The organism is Amycolatopsis sp. N2S4-7 (genome assembly GCF_058119595.1).
This window is the reverse complement of the sequence record NZ_CP172299.1, coordinates 1,301,901-1,320,298: the sequence shown is the minus strand read 5'-3', so window position 1 is coordinate 1,320,298 and position 18,398 is coordinate 1,301,901. Positions and strand designations below refer to the sequence as shown.

Here is an 18,398-nt window from a genome sequence, read left to right as displayed (position 1 = left end):
ATGATCGCGGTCGCGGCGGCCATCGTCGTGTCCGCCTGCGGGACGGCGACCGGCGAGGGCCCCGCCGCGGTGCCGGCCGCGGTGAGCGCGGCCGACCTGGCGAAGGTGACGCTCAAGGTGGGCGACCAGAAGGGTGGCGTCAAGTCCCTGCTCACCGCGGCGAACCTGCTGCAGGGGACGCCGTACAAGATCGAATGGGCGACCTTCACCTCGGGCCCGCCGCTGCTCGAAGCGGCCTCCGCCGGGGCGATCGACGCCGGGCGCGTCGGCAACACCCCGCCGATCTTCGCAGCGGCCGCGAAGGCGAAGATCAAGGTGATCAGCGTGTCGCGCAGCAACGTCGAGCGGGAAGCCGTCCTCGTCCCGCCGGACTCGCCGCTGCAGGACGTGGCTTCGCTCAAGGGCAAGACGATCGGCGTCGCCAAGGGCACCTCGGCACACGGACAGCTGCTGAACACGCTGCACAACAACGGCTTGTCCACCAAGGACGTCAAGCTGAGCTTCCTCCAGCCGTCCGAGGCCTATGCCGCGTTCACCCAGCGCGCCATCGACGCCTGGGCGATCTGGGACCCCTACACCGCGCAGGCGCAGCTCGAAGCGCACGCGCGGGTGCTGGCCGACGGCCGGGGCGCGTCGAACGGCCTCGGCTTCCTCACCGCGAGCACGGCCGCTCTCGGCGACCCCGGCAAGAACTCCGCGCTGCGGGACTTCGCGGTGCGCGTGGTCAAGGCGCAGAAGTGGGCCGACACCCACCGCGAAGAGTGGGCGCAGGCATGGGCCAAGGAGACCGGGCTGAAGCTCGAGGTCGCGCGAAAGGCCGTCGAAGCGGGCCGCGACCTGCCGATCGTGCTGGACGACGCCGTCGTCGCCTCCGAACAGCAGCTCGCGGACGCCTTCACCGACGAGAAGACTTTGCCGGGCAAGGTGGACTTCGCCGCCTTCGTCGACCGGCGGTTCGGTCCCGATCTGGATCAGGCGAGGAGCAACGGATGAGCATCAGGCTGCACTGGTTCCTGCCCACCAGCGGCGACGGCCGCACGATCGTGGAACGCTTCCACGCCAACCGGTCCGCGGGCCCGGCGCCCCAGCGCGAACCGGACCTGGACTACCTGGCCCAGGTCGCCCGCGCCGCCGAGCGGCAGGGGTTCGAAGGCGTCCTGACCCCGACCGGCACGTGGTGCGAGGACGCCTGGCTCACCACGGCCGCGCTGATCCGGGAGACGACCCGGCTGAAGTTCCTGGTCGCGTTCCGCCCGGGCGTCATCTCGCCGACGCTCGCCGCGCAGATGGCCGGGACGTTCCAGCGGCTGTCCGGCGGTCGCGTGCTGCTCAACATCGTCACCGGCGGCGACGCCGTGGAGCAGCGGCGGTTCGGCGACTGGCACGACCACGACGCCCGGTACGCGCGCACCGACGAGTTCCTGACCATCGTCCGCGGCGTCTGGTCCGGCCGGCCGTTCACGTTCGAAGGCGAGCACCTGCGGGTCGAGGGGGCGACGACGCTGGCCGCCCCGGATCCGGTGCCGCCGATCTACTTCGGCGGCTCGTCGCCCGCCGCGCTGCCGGTCGCGGCGCGGCACGCCGACGTCTACCTCACGTGGGGCGAGCCGCCCGCGCAGGTCGCCGAGAAGATCGGCAAGGTCCGGGAGCTGGCCGGGGACCGGCCGATCCGGTTCGGCGTGCGGCTGCACACGATCTCCCGCGACACGTCGGCCGAGGCGTGGGCGGAGGCGCAGAAGCTGCTGGACGCGCTGAGCCCGGAGCAGGTCGCCAAGGCACAGGCGCAGCTGGCCGCGAGCGAGTCGGTCGGACAGCAGCGGATGGTCGCGCTGCACGGCGGCCGAACGGACGGCGGCGTCCGCGGCCTGGAGATCCACCCGAACCTGTGGGCCGGCGTCGGGCTGGTCCGCGGCGGCGCGGGCACCGCGCTGGTCGGCAGCCACAGCGAGGTCGCCGACCTGATCGAGGAGTACCACTCGGTCGGGGTCACGGAGTTCGTGCTGTCGGGCTACCCGCACCTGGAGGAGGCGTACTGGTTCGGCGACGGCGTCCGCCCGGAGCTGGCTCGCCGCGGCCTGCTGAGGGACGTGCCCGCGCTGCTTCGTCAGGGTGTGGAGAACGGCACGAGGAGTCCGGTCGGCGCGAGCAGCGGATAGGTGACCAGGACGCCGTCGCCGGTGCGGGCGACCGTCGCCGGACGGAACAGGTCGCGCCGGCCCGTGTAGAACGCGACGGCGCCGTCTTCGCCGCCCGTCAGCAGGACCCGGCGGCGCGGCTGGCCCGCGCGATCCTCGCCGGGGACCTCGGGGAACGCCGTGACCCGGACCGGCTGGAGCGCGGCGAGGGCGGCGATCGTCGCGATCAGCCGGGGGTCGGCGCGGCCTGCGCGGAGGACGGCGGCGGCGTCCGGGGCGATGGTGATCCGGGCCGACGCCGTCAGCGCCTCACCCGCGTGGGCGCGGGCCGGCCACTCCGGCGGGGGCGCCGCGGGCAGGCCCAGGCGGGACACGGTGACCCGCCGGTCGCCGTCGCCGAAGACCGCCGTCTTCGCCGCGCCGACCAAGGCGGCGTTGAGGGCCGGGTAGCGCTTCCGGAGTCCGGGGCCGTCGGCGGTGAAGACGGCCCATTCGGCCGGCGGGCAAGCGGCCGCGCACGCGGCGGGGGCGGCCAGCATGCCGGTCGGCCAGCCCGCGTTGGCGAGCTCCGCCCAAGCCGCGTCGTCGGCGAGCACCCGGGCGCCGGAAGCGTTGTCCCACAACCATTCCCTCGCGTCGGCGAGCGGCTCCGCCCGGCTCGCCGACGGCCGCAGCGCCGGGTAGCCGTACCCCCAGCCGGTAGCGACGATCGCGAGCAGGACGACGGCGGCGAACGCCGGTCCACGCCGGCGGCCTGCCGGACTCCGGTGCGCCGGGACGCGCTGCCGGGTGACGGCCTGGACGACCCCGGCCAGCAGCACCGGCGTCACCGGCAGCAGCAGGGCGAGCACGGCGGTGGCCGGCACGCCGGGCACGAACAGCGTCGCGGCCAGCAGCAGGCCGGACACCGCGAACGGCCGCAGCGCGGGGACGGCCGGCGCGGCCAGCAGGGCGACGGCCGCCAGCAGCGCCCAAGCCGGGTCGAGGGCCAGCCAGTCCGCGACCGCCGGGCGGCCCGCCGTCGCGAGGTGGGGCCGGAGGACCGCGGCCGCCGGCCCGAACGCGATGCCCAGCCCGAGGTTGAGCAGCACCGCCACCAGCGCGGCCCGGGCCGGCGCGCGCCGCACCAGCAGCCAGCCGGCCGCGGGCAGGAAGAACAGCGCGAGCGGCGAGGTGAGCACGGCCGCGAGCAGGCAGCCCGCCGCCACGACGTCGTGCCGGATCCGGGCGCCGGGCCGGGTGATCAGCACCAGCGCCCCCAGTGCCCACACCACCGCCAGGTTCTCCACGACGACCAGCCGCTGCACGCCGAGGGCCAGCGGCGACGCCGCGAGGAGCAGCACCGCGGCCGCCGACGCCCACCGCGTCAGGCCCAGCCGCCGCGCCAGGAACCACAGCAGCAGAGCGCCGGTCACCGCCGTCATCAGCATGGCTTCGCGGACCGCGTCCGACGCCGTGGGCGAGCGGCCGAACGCGCCCGTGACCATCGAGTACGCCGAGAGCTGCACCCAGCCGAAGGGGCTGGACCCGGCGCCGCCCGCGTCGGTGAACGGCGTGAGGTGGCCGAGCGCGTAGGCGTGGGCGATGTTCGCGGCTTCCGCGGGCCAGGCCGGTGCGGGGGTGGCGAGGAAGAGGACGCGCAGGCCGCCGGTCAACGCCAGCAGCGCGAGCACGGCGTCGAGCGAGAGCAACCGGTGTGCGGCCGAGGACCGGTCGCCCGGTCCGGGGAACGTCGCGGGGGAGCGGCCCGAGAACGTCGTTCCCCGGCTGTGCTGGGCCATCGCAGGAGATGGTAGCGGGTCCCGGCCACCCGTCCAGCGCGGGACGGCTCCGTCAGCCGGACGGCCCAGCCGCCGGGAAAGCCTTGGCACGCAAGATTATTTCCGGCTGTCCGGAGTGGACCCGGAGAGTGTCCTGGTCAACGCCAGCGCGACCGTGTGGACGGCGGGGGCGACCCGCTCGGTCCGCATCCGGTTGGCCCAGCCGGAGATCGACACCGCCGCCACCGCGACGCCGCGGGAGTCCAGCAGCGGGCTGGCCGCGCACACGACACCGACGCCGGATTCCTCGCGCTCCAGCGCGATCCCGTCCTCCCGGATCCGGGAGAGCTGGCGGCGGAGCAACCCGGGCGCGGTGATCGTCCGGGCGCTCATCCGCGCCAATCCGGCGTCGATCACCTGGTTCACCACGGATTCCGGGGAGAACGCGAGGATCGCCTTGCCGACGCCGGTGGCGTGCGCGGGGAACCGGCCGCCGATGCGGGAGGGCAGCGTCGGCGCGTCCGGTCCGCGCAGGACGTCGAGGTACACCACTTCGGTGCCCTCGAGGATCGCGAGGTGGACGGTGTTGCGGGTCGCCTCGCGCAGGTCGGCGAGGTAGGGCCGGGCCGCCTCGACCAGTCCGCGCCGGGGCGAAGCGAGCTGGCCGATCTCGAACAGGCGCAGGCCGAGCCGCACCGCGCTGTCCTCCCGCTCGAGCAGGCCGGTGTCGGCGAGGTGCCCGACGAGCCGGTGCACCGTGGTCTTCGCCAGCCCGGTCCGGCGGGCCAGCTCCGAGACGCCGAGGGCCTCGTCACCGGGGCGGAAGGCTTCGAGGAGCGCGGCGAGCCGGGTCGCGACGAGACCGTCGCCGCTCACCCCGTCGTTCCGCCCAGCGGTACGCATGGGTTGAGTGTGCCCGATCCGCCGCGCGACTGTCACCCGGTCGGCAGGCGGAGGTGAGGTCAGTGGTCGTCGGCCCCGAGCACGAGTTTCACGCAGTGCGCGACGAGCCGCTCGCGCGAGACCCTCAGCGAGCCGTCGAGGTAGGCGATGAAGACGTTGCTCAGCGCGCCGACCAGCCCGACGGCGACCAGCTGCCGTTCGGTTTCGTCGCCGTGGGACAGCTGCTCGCCGACGAGCGCGGCGAACACCGGCAGCAGGTGCAGGCCCCGGCGGGTCAGCGCGGGGTCGGTCAGCGGGGCGAGCAGCAGGACGCGGCCCTTGCGCGGGTCGTCGACGATCAGCTCGACGAACGCCCGCACGGCGTTCTCCGCCCGCAGCGCCGGGCTCGGGGCGTCCCGGACCGCGTCGACGAGAGCCTGCCGCGCCTGCTCGCCGACGTGCTCGTACACCGCCGCGACGAGCTCCTCGCGGTCGGTGAAGCTCTCGTAGAAGTAGCGCTCGGTGAGCTTCGCGTGCCGGCACACCGCGCGGACGCTCGTCCCGGCCGAGCCCTCGGTGCCCAGCAGCTCGAGCCCGGCGGACACGAGCTGCTCGCGCCGCAGCGCCTTCCGGTCGTCCAGCGTCGTGCCCGCCCACGTGCGGCCCGGCATGGCGGCTCCTCGGTTGACTACGTGTGTTGTCAGATCCTAGCCTGACAACACACGTAGTCAGTTTCCGACTCGACGAGGAGCCGCCGATGACCCGGGAAGAGCCCCAGCCGCTGGGCCCCGACTCGCTGACCTGGAAGTACTTCGGCGACTGGCGCGGCCTGCTCATCGGCCTGTGGGCCGGCTCGATGCAGAACCTGCACCCGGGCCTCGGCGCCGGCGTCGAGCAGCACTCGCGGTTCTTCGAGGAACGCTGGCAGCGGCTGTTCCGTTCGCTCTACCCGATCGGCGGGGTGGTCTACGACGGCCCGCGCGCCCACGCGACCGCGCTCGAAGTCCGCGGCTACCACGACCGCATCAAGGGCGTCGACGCCCGCGGCCGCCGGTACCACGCGCTCGACCCGGAGACGTACTACTGGGCGCACGCGACCTTCTTCGTCAGCACGATCCTCATCGCCGACCACTTCATGGGCGGCATCGGCGAGGCCGAAAAGCGGCGGCTGTTCGACGAACACGTCCAGTGGTGGCGGATGTACGACATGACGATGCGGCCGGTCCCGGAGAGCTGGGAGGACTTCCAGCGCTACTGGAAGCACATGTGCACCGACGTCCTGGAGGACAACAAGGCGACCAGGGACGTCCTCGACATCCGCGGGCTCGGCAAGCCGCCGTTCCTGCCGTGGCTGCCGGACGCCCTGTGGCGGCCGGCCCAGCGGGTCATCGCGCGCAATTTCGTCTGGCTGACGGTCGGCCTCTACGACCGCGAGGTCCGCGACCTGCTCGGCTTCCGCTGGTCCGAGCGCGACGCCCGGCGCCACCGGCGCTTCGGGAAGCTGGTCAACGCCGTCTTCAAGCTCGTGCCGCACGACCGCCGCTACCACCCGCGGGCGCGCGCCGGCTGGCGCCGCGTGCGCGGCGAGGTGGCTGCGGACGCGCCCTTGGTCGAGACTCCACGAAGGAACCTGCCGCCATGGACGGTGGTGGGGGGTCCAGGGGGCAAGCCCCGGGCCGGGTCCGGGGCTTGCCCCCGGAAGCAATTGCGCGGGGCAAGCCCGAGCACTACGCGCCGAACGTCTAGGAGGCATTCGTGAAGCTGGGATTCCACGTCGGGTACTGGGGCAGCGGCCCGACGCCGGGTGCGCTGGAAGCGGTCCTCAAGGCCGAGGAGCTCGGCTTCGACTCGGTGTGGACGGCGGAGGCGTACGGCTCGGACGCGTTCACGCCGCTGGCCTGGTACGGGGCCTCCACCAGCCGGATCCGGCTGGGCACCAACATCGTGCAGATGGCGGCGCGCACCCCGACGGCGACGGCGATGAGCGCGCTGACGCTGGACCACCTGTCCGGCGGCCGGATGGTGCTGGGGCTCGGCGCCTCCGGGCCGCAGGTCGTCGAGGGCTGGTACGGCCAGCCGTACCCGAAGCCGCTGGCCCGGACGCGCGAGTACGTCGACATCGTGCGGCAGGTCATCGCCCGCGAAGCACCGGTGACCCTGGACGGCGAGCACTTCCAGCTGCCGCTGAAGGGCGGCACCGGGCTCGGCAAGCCGCTGAAGCCGACGGTGCACCCGCTGCGCAAGGAGATCCCGATCCACCTGGCCGCCGAGGGCCCGAAGAACGTCGCGCTGGCCGCGGAGATCGGCGACGGCTGGCTGCCGCTGTTCTTCTCGCCCAAGAGCAACGCCTTCTACCAGGCCGCGCTGGAGGAAGGCTTCGCGCGCCCGGGCGCCCGGCACACCCTGGAGACGTTCGAGGTGCCCTGCTCGCTGCCGGTGATCGTGCACGACGACGTCGAAGAGGCGGCGAGCTGGATCAAGCCGTCGCTCGCGCTGTACATCGGCGGGATGGGTGCGAAGAGCGTCAACTTCCACCACGACGTCTTCGCGCGGCTCGGCTACGAGGACGTCGCCGACAAGGTCCAGGAGCTGTTCCTGGCCGGCCGCAAGGAGGAGGCGACGGCCGCGATCCCGACGTCGCTCGTGGAGGACACGTCGCTGATCGGCCCGCCGGCGAAGATCCGCGAAGAGCTGAAGGCCTGGGAGGACACGGTGGTCACGCACCTGCTCCTGCGGGGGGACGCGGCGGCGCTGGAGAAGATCGCGGGCGCCCTGTCCTGACCGCCCGAGCGGGTCGCTTCGTGTCCTTGGTCACGACGATGGCACGATTCCCCTCGACCACTACCGGGTGCACGCCGAGATCGAATACTCATGGCCTGCACCCGGTATGCCTGACGAGGAGGACCTGTTGGCGACGTTGTCCGGCCGGACGAGGTTCCGCTATTCGCTCGGCTCGTTCGTCACCGGGTCCTTCGGGACGGTCCCGGGCCTGGTGCTGGTCAAGTACCTGACCGACACCATGGCCGTGCCCGCCGGCTGGGCGGCCGCGATCGTGTTCGTGCCCAAGGCCTGGGACGTCCTGTTCAACCCGATCGCCGGCCGGATGTCCGACGCCGATCTGCTCAAGACCGGCAGCCGGCGGCGCTTCCTGCTCGTCGGCGGCATCGGCGTGGCGATCCTGTTCGCGGCGATGTTCGCCCACCCGGGCTTCGGCGCCCCGCTGCCGGACGCGCTGTACGTGGCGGTCATGTTCGCCGCCTGCGCCACGGCGTACGCGCTGTTCCAGGTGCCGTTCAACGCGCTGCCCGCCGAGCTCACCGAGTCGGCGACCGAACGCACGAAGCTGACCAGCGTCCGCATCGGCGTGCTGGCCGTGACGATCCTCGTCTGCGGCGGCGGCGCGCCCGCCATCAGCACCGGGATCGGCGGCGTCGCGGGCTACCGGGTGATGGCCGTGGTGATCGGGCTGATCGTGCTCGCCGCGACGCTGCTCGTCTACTTCGGGCTCAAGGACGCGCCGGTCGGCTCGCTGCGGCCGAACACCGTGAACCTGAAGGAGCTGGTGCGCACGCTGGCCGCCTGGCGGCCGTTCCGCTGGCTGCTGGGCACGTACTTCATCCAGGCGCTCGGCATCGGCACGGTGCTGGCCGCGATCCCGTTCTTCGCCCAGCGCATCCTCGGCGACGAGGGCTACGGCACGATCCTGTTCGTCATCTTCGTCGGCCCGGCGCTGGTCACCATGCCGCTGTGGCCCCGGCTGGGTGACCGGGTCGGCAAGCTCAACGGCTTCCGGCTGGCCACCGCGGTGTTCGCGGTCGGGCTGCTCGGCCTGGTCTTCGCGCGGGAGCTGCCGCTGGTGCTGTCCCTGGTGTTCGTGGCGCTGTGCGGCGTCGGGTACGCCGGGATCTCGGTGTTCCCGCTGGCGATCCTGCCCGACCTGATCACCGCCGAGGAGGAGCGCACCGGCGAGACCCGGGCCGGGATCGCGGCGGGCGTGTGGACCGCGGGGGAGACGCTCGGGCTGGCCTTCGGCGGCGGGCTGTGGGCACTGATCCTCGCCGTCGGCGGGTACGTGTCGAGCACCGACGCGACGGCGAACCAGCCGCACAGCGCGATCCTGGCGATCCTCGTCGGGGCTTCGATCATCCCCGGCGTCCTGATCGCCCTGGCCCTGCCGCTGCTGCGGCGCTCGGTGCTGGAGCCGCGCCCGTGATCCCGCCGGAGGACGTCCTCGCGTCGCTGCGGGAACTGCGCGCCGGCGACCTGCCGACGCACGGCGGCCGCACGCTGGCCTACGTCTACGACAGCGGATTGTCCGAAGTGGACTCCCTCGGGGCGGCGGCGCACGCGCTGGCGTCGTCGGCGAACGGGCTGGACCCGACGGCGTTCCCGAGCCTGCTGCGGATGGAGAACGACCTCGTCTCCGCGGCTTCTTCGCTGCTCGGCGACGTTCCCGGGGTCGTCGGCTCGGTGACCTCCGGTGGCACGGAGTCGTGCCTGCTGGCGGTGCTCGCGGCCCGGGACGCGCGGCCCGGCGTCGCGTCGCCGTCCCTGGTGCTGCCGACCACCGCGCACGCGGCGTTCCACAAGGCCGCGCACCTGTTCGGGCTGCGGCGCGTCGAGGTCCCGGTCGACCCGGTGACGTTCCGCGCCGACCCGGCGGCGATGGCCGCGGCGATCGACGACTCGACGGTGCTCGTCGTGGCGAGCGCGCCGTCGTACGCCCACGGTGTGGTGGACCCGGTGGCCGAGATCGCGGCTCTCGCCCTCGAGCGGGGCGTCCGGATGCACGTCGACGCCTGCATCGGCGGCTGGGTGCTGCCGTACTTCGCGCGCCTGGGTGCGGACGTGCCGCCGTTCGACTTCCGCGTCCCGGGCGTCACGAGCATTTCGGTGGACCTGCACAAGTACGCGTACTGCCCGAAGGGCACGTCGGTGCTGCTGCACGCGTCGGCGGAGCTGCGCCGCTCGCACTACTTCGCGAGCGCGAGCTGGCCCGGCTACACGATGCTGAACACGACCATCCAGAGCACGCGCTCGGGCGGTCCGCTCGCCGCGGCGTGGGCGGTGGTGAACCACCTCGGTGAAGACGGCTACCTGCGGCTGGCGTCGGCCGCTCGTGAGGCGGCTTCGCGCATCCGGGCGGGCATCGCCCAGCTGGAGGGCCTGCGGGTGCTCGGCGACCCGGTGTCGACGCTGATCGCGTTCACCGGCGACGACGGGTTCGACCTCTTCACGGTGGCCGACGAGATGAAGGCGCGCGGCTGGTACGTCCAGCCGCAGTTCGCGCACCTGGCGTCCCCGGTGAACCTGCACCTGACGGTGACGGCGGCGAACCAGGGCAGCGAGAAGGAGTTCCTGACCGACCTCGCGGCTTCGGTGGACGCTGCCCGCGAGTCGGGCCCGGTGACGGTGGACCCGGCGGTGGCGGAGTTCGTCGCGGCCCTCGACCCGGCGACGCTGACGTCCGAGCAGTTCGCCGGGCTCCTGGCCGCGGCGGGCCTCGGCGGCGCCGCCGGTCTCCCGGACCGCATGGCGCCGATCAACGCGCTCCTCGCGACGGCACCGGCGCCGCTGCGGGAGCGGCTGCTGCTGGAGTTCCTGGGCGCGCTCTACACGCCGGGGTAGCCCGTTACTTACTCGGTGAGCTGTCACTCGATTGCGTGAAGGTGCCTGCGTACTACCGGGAGGAAAGGATCAGCCGCTAAGGAGGGGTGTTTGATCCGCGTCGTCAGGTACGGCTTCAACTGCCTGAGCAGCGCGGCGAGGGCTTCGTTGTTCGTGACGCCGAACGCGACCGCTAGCAGGCCCAGCCCGGCATCACCGATCTGGCCCCAATAGGTCGCGTCTTCCACGAACTTTGGTGCCTGTCCCGCACGCGCGAGGTGGATCACCACCATCGCAATGCGGTCGGCGTGTTTGTCGGTGCGTGGCTGATTCATGAATTCCTGCAGCGCACCGGCAGCTAGCTGGATCGTGGAAGGGGGCAGCCAGGTCGCCGCCCAGGCCGCCTCCGGGAAGTAGGCCTCGTGGGGTTTGACGGCAGTTTCTTCTTGAGGGATCAAGGCACTCAGACCAGCTTGGTGCAGCATGGCCGCAGCCCAGCCGAGTTCCAGCCAGTGCCGGCGTTCGTCGACGACGATCCGGCGGCGAAGCGCAGTTCCGCAGACCGCGGCGAGCGCGGTGCCGAACGAGACAACGTCCTCCGGCGAATGCACCATGAGCTGGTGCAGTAACCGGGAGCCGCTGTGCAGGCCCAGCCTGCGAGCGAGCAATCCCTGGTCGCTCGTCTGCACGACTTCCACGCATCTCCGCAGACCTTCGTGGTCCTTCACCAGCGCCAGTGCGTTGAGCAGGCCGGGCAGGGTAGCCAGGTCGCCGGGGCGCGGCTGGACGAACCGTTGAACGACGTGCTCGATCTCCAGTTGGTCGGCGAGCTTCCGGGCCCACACCGGTTTCCACGCGTAGAGCAGCTTGAGCAGTTGAGTGACAACGTGCGGGCTCCGGATGAAGACGGCGAGCGGCATCCACCGCTTGTTCAACAGGTCAGTGAGCATCCAGTGGGTGTTCAGATTATCCGGGGCCAGCCCCAGTGCGGTCAGCTGTCGGCCGACCTTGCACTGCTGGGCCGGATTCTGCTCGTATTGGAGATTCTTGGTGAACGTAGCCCACGCCCAGCTCGACTGCTGGAGTTCGGCGTACAAGCGGTTGCCCAGTTCCCGGTCTATCCGGCGGCAGGCGTGCAACAGCTCCGCTATGTCGGCCGGCGACTTGACGGCCCGGAACACCATCCGGGTCAGGAAGCTGCGTTGGTTTTCTCCGGTCTGCTCGGCGAGTGAGTGAGCGAGTGCCACCGCAGTGCCGTGGTCGAGCTTCGCAAAACTGTTGAGGCCCTGCGCGAGATCCGCGGGAGTGTACAACGTTCGGAACTTCTCGTCCCATGTGAACGTCGCGACTTCCCTTACTTCCCGGAGGAGCTTAGTGGTCGCATGGCGTTCACCGCCGAGTATCCTGGTCTCCGCACAGATCCGCAGATACTCCACCAGAGCCTGCGGAGGCGCCTCCAGCAGCAGGGGCAGAAACTTGGCCTTTACCTCGGCGAAGTCGGCTACGAAAGTAGCCGGGAGATTGCGGTACAGAACGCGTCCGAGCCGGTACAAGTGGACCAGGGAATCGGCGCGGATCGCCGTGGTCATGTGCCGCAAGAAGAACTTCGCCGGTACATGCTGGCGCAGTCGCTGGAGGAAGCTTTCGCCGAGGAATTCGTCCTGCCCCAGTAGGAGCGCGAGGTGCGCCGCCCAAGGACGCGGGTGCGTCCGCGGCGAACGCAGAGACCGTATGATGGTGTTGAACGCTCGTCCCTCGAGGTCGTTCCAGTAGGACACGTCGGCTTCGTGAAGAGCGCGGAAGAAGTGATAGAGAACTGCCGGCCGCGTGTCGACCTCGATCGTCTCCGCCGCGAACTCCCGTCCGATGTTCTCGGCGACGCGTGTGGCGAACGTCGAGCCATCGGGGGAGAACCACTCGACGGCCCGGTTGATGCTCGACAGCAAAATTCCGATGCCCTTAGCATCGGCGACCGCGGTGGCCTGCCTGGCGAGCTTCATTGCGAGGGACTCGTTCGGAACCAGCTCGTCTTTGACCTTGGTGTAGAGAACTTCGCGCATCACGCCGCCGTGCACGTTACTCACCGTCGATATGAGCTGGGCGGCTTCGGCCGCCTTGGCGGTGGACAGGATTTGGATCAGGCGGTCGACCAAGTCGGCTTCTTTGCGCATTCGGTTGACCATGGTCGTGGCGAACTCGTGCCGGGCGGTGGCGACCTCGGCCAGTCCTCGTGCGCTCTCGGCCGCCCCGGCTTGTCTCATCGAAAGGCCGAGCGTGTAGATGTGCTGGTCCAGGAGTGACTCCCAGTCTAGTGTGGGGCCGCCGAAGTGAACCTGGAAGGCAAGCCAGGACATCTGCGTGTCGAAGCCCCGGTCGGCCGGAAAGGCGGAATCCAGCAGTTCCTGTAGACGCTCGTGCCTGCTGAGTGGCCGGTCGTCGTCGGCAGGAACGCTGTTCGGTCGGCATTGATCTACGACCAGATCGAGTTTGCGCAGCAACCGGTAGTGCTCGGCGGTGGGCTGCACGCCGTGCAACAGCGCGTCGGCGTCTTCGACCACCAGCGCATCGATGTCGTCGCGCACCAGTCTCGCCAGCTGGCGAGCGGCGCCGTACCTCTCTGAGAGAGTCGCCGGCCGATCGAGGATGGCGCGCAGGCCTTGGTACTCATCCGTGAGGAGATCGATCAAGGCCCGAAAAGGTGGTTCGTCCTCGGAATCCATTTCCTCCAGTTCTGGGCGATACCGAACCGCCAAGCGAAGGACCGAAGCCAGCTGGCCTGCTTGAAGATCGGCCCGATGCAGGGCGCTGCGCATCAGCACGGCCACCTGCTCGACCACCCACGACCGGTCGCGGACGAAATCGAGCATCATCAGCACGGAGGTGATCGCGGTGATCTCCGCGTCCTGTACCCAAGCGGCCACGGCAGCGCGGACATCCGGGATGTCGAGGAGGTCGACGGGTAGTCCGAGGTCGTACGTACGGCACAGTCGGAACAGGTGCGTGACCACGTGATCCGATTTCGCTTCGATCAGGCGGATGAGGTGCGGCGCGATGAGCGCGGTGACCACGGACTCCTCCTCTTCGCCATGGTCACCCTGCAGCAGGCCGAGGAGTGTCCGGGCGCGGAAAGCGCTCGCCAGGATCAGTCCGTTCGGTTCGCTGCGGGCACCGAGGGAGCGCAACGTGGAGGCGACGTCCGGGGTGAGGTACTCCTCCGGCAGCCAAGCACCTATCAGCGACAGCGCGACGAGGAGGCCGAATGCTTCGACGCAATCTTCTCCGAGTGTTTCCAGCCGCTCCTTCATGATTTTCTGGCGGAGATCGAACGCGTTGAGGCCGGCAGTCCCTGACCCCGCGGTAGCGGCCAACAGTTCACACAGCAGCAGGAGATCGTTGCCGGAAGCGCGGGCAATGTCCGACAGGTCTTTCCGGTTTGCGCCGTAGACGTCCGGATACTGAGCAACGAGGTCCTCGGCCAGCCGAAGAATCGTGCTGAACCCCGTGAAGGACGGGATGAGGTCGGCGCTGCCGGTGTCCCATTCGTCGCCAACGTCGGTTTGGTAGCGCGCGACGGCCAGCAAGTTGACCTTCTCCGAGTTCTGCACGCCCAGCAGAACGTCGCCGATGTCGGTGCGGCCGACGGTGTACAGGTCTTCGAGCACGACCAGTGTCTTGATCCCGGCTTTGGTGCCCGACACCGTGAGGGCGGACTTGATGAGCTCCGCCAAGTCGTCCGAGGAAGGCAGCGCCCCATCGCGGGGCTTCATGACAAGGACCGTCCACCCATTTTCGTCGAGCTCCTCGGCGAGCTGACGGACGGCGACGCTCTTGCCGGTGCTGACCGGACCACCGAAGACCAGAGCGGTGGGCTTCTGCCGGTGAAGCACCAACGACAGCTGGCCGCGCAACTTCTCGAACACGACGGACTTCGCTTCCGGGAAGCGTGTCTGCTGAGCAGGCCATGCGGATACGCCCAAATTCCAGGACCAGCCGGCGTCTTCCAGAACGCCGGCACGCTGCTGGTCGGTGCCGCCGCGCAGATGATCGCCCCAAAGGAGGTGTGCCGCGCCCACGAGGCCTGGCTCACCGGCGATTTCGGACTCCACGGACCCGTCTTCGAGGGTCCGATCGAGCACCCACGTGCTGTCCGGCCGGGGACGGATGACCGTAGTCGTAGTTCCACCGCTGCGGTGCAGGACCTCCAGCAAGCCTTCGTCCGGCGCGCCCCACGAACGGTCCGGCAGGGCCCGGCCCAGCACCACCACACCGCTCTCGGCCGGAGTCGGAAGATCAGCCGAAGGGCGAGATAGGTCAGCGCGAGGGCCGCCGCAGCTGGAAAGTCGGTTACCGAAACCGGTGGAACAATGCTCGGGGCATCGAGCGACACTGTGGCGGGTGCCTGCGGCTTGAGGCCGTTCTCGGTGAGGAAGTCCGCGGCGGCGGCCAATGCCCACTGCGCTTCGGTCGACACGGCGTCGGTGATCGGCAACCACGTCGGCGCGCCCTGGAAACGCTCGCGCAGGGCATCGATGCGTGCCGCCTGCGCGGTGTCGGTCTCGGCATCGAACTCGGGCACCAGGGTTACGAAAAGCGCACTTGGCCAGCCCGTGCGCCAGATCGGTGTCCACAGCGCCGACCGCATCGACAGTTCCGGAAGTTGGGTGGCATCCGAGGTCGCCGGGTGTTGCGCGATCCGGTCCAGTTCTTCGATGAGGTCCGCCGAAGTCAGCCGCTTGACCACGTCGTCGAGATGAGGATGTGCGGCTTCGTCGATGTATTGGTCTTGCAACGAGCCGACACCGATTCGGAGCAGCCACGCCGGGAGAGCTTGGTCCGGTGACATTCTGGCGATTTCCGCACCGACGTGGTGAATGAGTTCAGTCAGGGCAGGAGGATCGACGTAAAGATCGTCGTCGGGGAGCACGGAGTTCAGGGCGTGGAGGCCAAAGCAGACTCGCTCGTAAACTCCAACACTGTTGATTTCGTCCATTCCTGTGCCTTCCCGCCGGACCGGAACGGCACAGTCTAAACCTTGTGAGAAGGGTCCCAGCGGATGATGGCTCCGCCGAGCGATGGTGTCGCCAGCGCGATCCAACCGATGGCGCCCGCCATCGCGGTGATCTGCTCGCCCAAGTGCATGGTCACGGTCGGCTTGGCGGCGCTCAGGGGTGTCCGGTGGACCACTCCGTCGTGGCCTGCGGACGCCACGACGAGATCGTTGCCGTCTTGGATCACCGCGGCGGCCGAGACCTCTGCTTCGTGGCGGTGCAGTAGCCGGTCCTCGCCGGCGACCGACGTGACACGGACAGTGCCGTCGAGCGCGCCGACCACGACCGCGCCAGTGCGTGCACAGATCGCCAGTGCAGTCGGGCGGCGCCTTTTGACCCTGTCGCGCACGATCGACGCGGCCCCAACCCGGACCTCTTCTCCCGTTCGGATGCTCCAGCCCACCAGCTGCGGTGAACCTCCGAGGGCCACAACGGGCTCGTCGTTCACAGCCCCGCAGGCGAACGCGGTGAACTGCTCGTCGCCCGTGTCGAGGTACCGAATGGGCTCCTTCCCGCTGTGGGGGTAGAGCGACCAGCCACGGTCGGAGGCGACCACCAGCCCGTCCGGGACTATTGCGCACCCGATCACCGATGGCCCGGCGTCGACGATCCGCGTTGCCGTTCCGGCACGCAGGTCATACAAGCGAACGGAGCCGTCGAACGCTCCCACCAGCGCCTGGAGGCGGCCAGCCACGATGCCGACGGCGAGCCCGGTGATCATCGCGGGCATGAGCTCGTTCAACGGCGTGGTCGATCCGTCGCCCAGCCGGTGAAGGCGGACTGATCCGTCGGCACCCCCGATGACGAGTACTTGCTGCCCGTTGCTCTCCCACGAGGCAAAAACCCGTGCCGGCGGGCTGCCGTGCGCCGCCCAAGTCGTTCGCCACGCACAGTCCAACCGCTCGGCTCGGTCCGCCAGATCGTCCAATCCGTTGACCCTGGCGAGGTAACAGAGCTGGGCGGCCCGATCGGCGCTTGCTCCCCCGCGCGGGTTTGCCAGCCTTTCGAGGATCTTCCGGACAACGGTGCTTTTGTCGGAGTCCTCCACGAACAGAGCGCGCCGCGCCCGTGACACATCGGTGGTCAGGAGGAACCCCGGATCATCGAGCAGATCCGGCAACCGGCCGGCTTTGCGAGCGTGAATCACGAGGTGACGCCTCGTGTACTCGTCCGCTCGCTCCCACACTGGTGATGCTTGCTCGCCGTGGGTGAGCGCCGCGAGCAGCGTGTCGGTGAACGCCTCGTGCATGGAACGGCCGTTGCCCGCGGCGACGAGCTCTTCGGCCATAGACGTGTTCTCCAGCCGCCAGCACGCTTGCTCGGGCTGAGCATACGCCTCGGTGACAACGACATCGCGCAATGCGTCCAGCAGTTGACCGAGGTCCGACGCGGAGTAGCCGGTTCCGGTCGACCGTCGTGCCACGTTCAGCCACAGCGTGAAATCCGGGATTCCGGGTCCTTCCGCGAAAGCCAACGGAGTCAGCAGGCCGACGTTCGACTCGGGGTCGAGACCGCGCCGACTGAACTCAGTGCGCAGGTTGGCGAGCGCGTTCGGCACGTCGGTCTCCTTGTGGTGCACGCCGAATCGAGCGAGCATCTCGGCTCTGCGAAAGGACCTGCCGGAGCGGTCCGCAATTCTCCGAGCCACGACCATCAGCTCCGCGCGGCTGTCGAAGTGGTTCTCGTCATCCGAGGCCAGCACCTCCGCGGTGAAGTCCACTAGGTCGTTCCGCTCGAAGTACGCGTCGCTGTCGAGGTCCACGGTAACGGCGAGACCCTGTAGCCTTTCGGGCAGCCGAACGGCGCTGAGCACCAGCCTGAGCGTGACCGATCGCTCGGCGAGCGGCACTAGGACCTTGTCGACGAGCAAGTCGGGTTGGTCGTCCTCGAGTACGTCCACACCGTCGAGGAACAAGGTGACCGGTTTGTCGTACTGGAGTAGCGCCTCGACTGCTCCCCCGTCTGGGTGTTGGCGGTCGAGCTCTAACCGGTCCTGGATGTCGTCAACGACATCCCGCCAATGCCGCCGGTATGCGTCGACAAGCACGCAGCGGATCTGCGGCCGATCCTTGGCCATTCGGTGGAAGTGGGTGACTAGCGTCGACTTCCCCGATCCGGAGGCCCCGGTGACGCACAGCGCGGCAACGGACCCGATCTCGGGCGCACGCAAGTGGAACAACCGCAGCTGGTCGAGCGCCCGTGCTCGGCCGGTGAACATTCCGAGCGTCCGGTCGGTGACCGGCTGCGGCGGACCGCTGTAGAGCGGGTTGACGAACACGCGACAATCGCTTACCTGCGGTCCGATGGGTGCCCAGTTCGCGAACTGTTTTTCGTCGAAGGCTCGGTTGATCTGATCGACGATCGCCGGGATCCGCAGGTACCTCTGACTGCGCCCGACAGCCGGTCTGTAAAGCGCGTCGTGCAACGCCTCGGCGAAGGCAAGCTGAAGGGCCTCCTCGGCACGAGCGGCCGCCGCGACGAGATGAACTTCGGGGCGATGACCGTCCGTTTGGGCCGCCAGCAACGACATCAGCGTCGTCGCTTCCAGCGCTGCCTCCGAGTAGCACGCGTCGATGATTACGACCGCTTGACGCCCTTTGAGGCCTCGAAGCACGGAGGCGAGCTCGACCGAAGAGATGGCGGTGCTTCCCCACATACCGAGCTGCGGCACCGTATCGTGCGTACACAGGTAGTATTGTGATGGGTCCATACTGACGCCGTGGCCACTCAAGTACACGACGAGAGGGCGAGTCGTCTGTTCGGCCACGGCGTCCGCTATCGCCTTCGTGACTGCTCTGCTGTCGGGGTCGAGTCCGCCGCCCGCGACCGCTTTTCCCCCGTTGGCTTCGAGTGTCCCGGCGACGATCGCCAGCTCGTCACCTACCTTGTGGAGTTTTTGGAGCCTGCCGCCGGATCTGGGATAGGTGGCTGTGCCGGCAACCAGATAGCGCATCGTCTCCATCGGG

10 protein-coding genes and 1 pseudogene are annotated in these 18,398 nt (G+C 69.7%); 6 read left to right on the top strand and 5 right to left on the bottom strand.

Features of this window, described 5'->3' with window-relative positions; translation table 11 throughout:
• Together ACH54P_RS06120 and ACH54P_RS06115 are read left to right on the top strand one after the other, a co-directional pair.
• The gene (locus ACH54P_RS06120; protein ID WP_489911337.1) at positions 1–993 is read left to right on the top strand and encodes an ABC transporter substrate-binding protein; all 993 of its coding nucleotides are present in this window, start codon (positions 1–3) and stop codon (positions 991–993) included.
• Complete coding sequence (locus ACH54P_RS06115) at positions 990–2,156, top strand: LLM class flavin-dependent oxidoreductase (RefSeq protein ID WP_489911336.1); 1,167 nt, start codon at positions 990–992, stop codon at positions 2,154–2,156. Before ACH54P_RS06120 ends, ACH54P_RS06115 begins: the two co-directional genes overlap by 4 nt.
• On the opposite strand, the gene ACH54P_RS06110 is transcribed toward ACH54P_RS06115, so the two are convergent.
• From ACH54P_RS06110 to ACH54P_RS06100, 3 genes are all read right to left on the bottom strand, one after another.
• Positions 2,105–3,916 (bottom strand): glycosyl transferase, encoded by a 1,812-nt coding sequence (locus ACH54P_RS06110; protein WP_489911335.1) that lies wholly within the window; start codon positions 3,914–3,916, stop codon positions 2,105–2,107. The two genes, ACH54P_RS06115 and ACH54P_RS06110, sit on opposite strands and share 52 nt — an antisense overlap.
• Positions 3,917–4,012: 96 nt before the next feature.
• Positions 4,013–4,798, bottom strand: a complete 786-nt coding sequence (locus ACH54P_RS06105; protein WP_489911334.1) for an IclR family transcriptional regulator — start codon at positions 4,796–4,798, stop codon at positions 4,013–4,015.
• 59 nt (positions 4,799–4,857) lie between these two features.
• Positions 4,858–5,448 carry a TetR/AcrR family transcriptional regulator gene (locus ACH54P_RS06100; RefSeq protein ID WP_489911333.1) on the bottom strand — a complete coding sequence of 197 codons (591 nt, stop codon included), beginning with the start codon at positions 5,446–5,448 and terminating at the stop codon, positions 4,858–4,860.
• Between the two features lie 86 nt (positions 5,449–5,534).
• Here ACH54P_RS06100 and ACH54P_RS06095 point away from each other — a divergent pair.
• From ACH54P_RS06095 to ACH54P_RS06080, 4 genes and pseudogenes are all read left to right on the top strand, one after another.
• Positions 5,535–6,437, top strand: a pseudogene (locus tag ACH54P_RS06095) (oxygenase MpaB family protein); the annotation flags it as partial.
• Positions 6,438–6,532: 95 nt separating this feature from the next.
• On the top strand, positions 6,533–7,558 hold the full coding sequence (locus tag ACH54P_RS06090; RefSeq protein ID WP_489911332.1) for an LLM class F420-dependent oxidoreductase: 1,026 nt from the start codon (positions 6,533–6,535) through the stop codon (positions 7,556–7,558).
• A 127-nt stretch (positions 7,559–7,685) separates the two neighbouring features.
• Positions 7,686–8,990, top strand: coding sequence for an MFS transporter (locus tag ACH54P_RS06085; protein ID WP_489916331.1), 1,305 nt, complete (start codon positions 7,686–7,688; stop codon positions 8,988–8,990).
• Positions 8,990–10,405 (top strand): pyridoxal phosphate-dependent decarboxylase family protein, encoded by a 1,416-nt coding sequence (locus ACH54P_RS06080; protein WP_489916329.1) that lies wholly within the window; start codon positions 8,990–8,992, stop codon positions 10,403–10,405. Before ACH54P_RS06085 ends, ACH54P_RS06080 begins: the two co-directional genes overlap by 1 nt.
• A 23-nt stretch (positions 10,406–10,428) precedes the next feature.
• On the opposite strand, the gene ACH54P_RS06075 is transcribed toward ACH54P_RS06080, so the two are convergent.
• Positions 10,429–14,649, bottom strand: coding sequence for a hypothetical protein (locus tag ACH54P_RS06075; protein ID WP_489911331.1), 4,221 nt, complete (start codon positions 14,647–14,649; stop codon positions 10,429–10,431).
• A 760-nt stretch (positions 14,650–15,409) separates the two neighbouring features.
• Positions 15,410–18,394: an AAA family ATPase gene (locus tag ACH54P_RS06070; RefSeq protein ID WP_489911330.1), complete on the bottom strand. Its 2,985-nt coding sequence runs from the start codon at positions 18,392–18,394 to the stop codon at positions 15,410–15,412.
• Between the last annotated feature and the right edge of the window lie 4 nt (positions 18,395–18,398).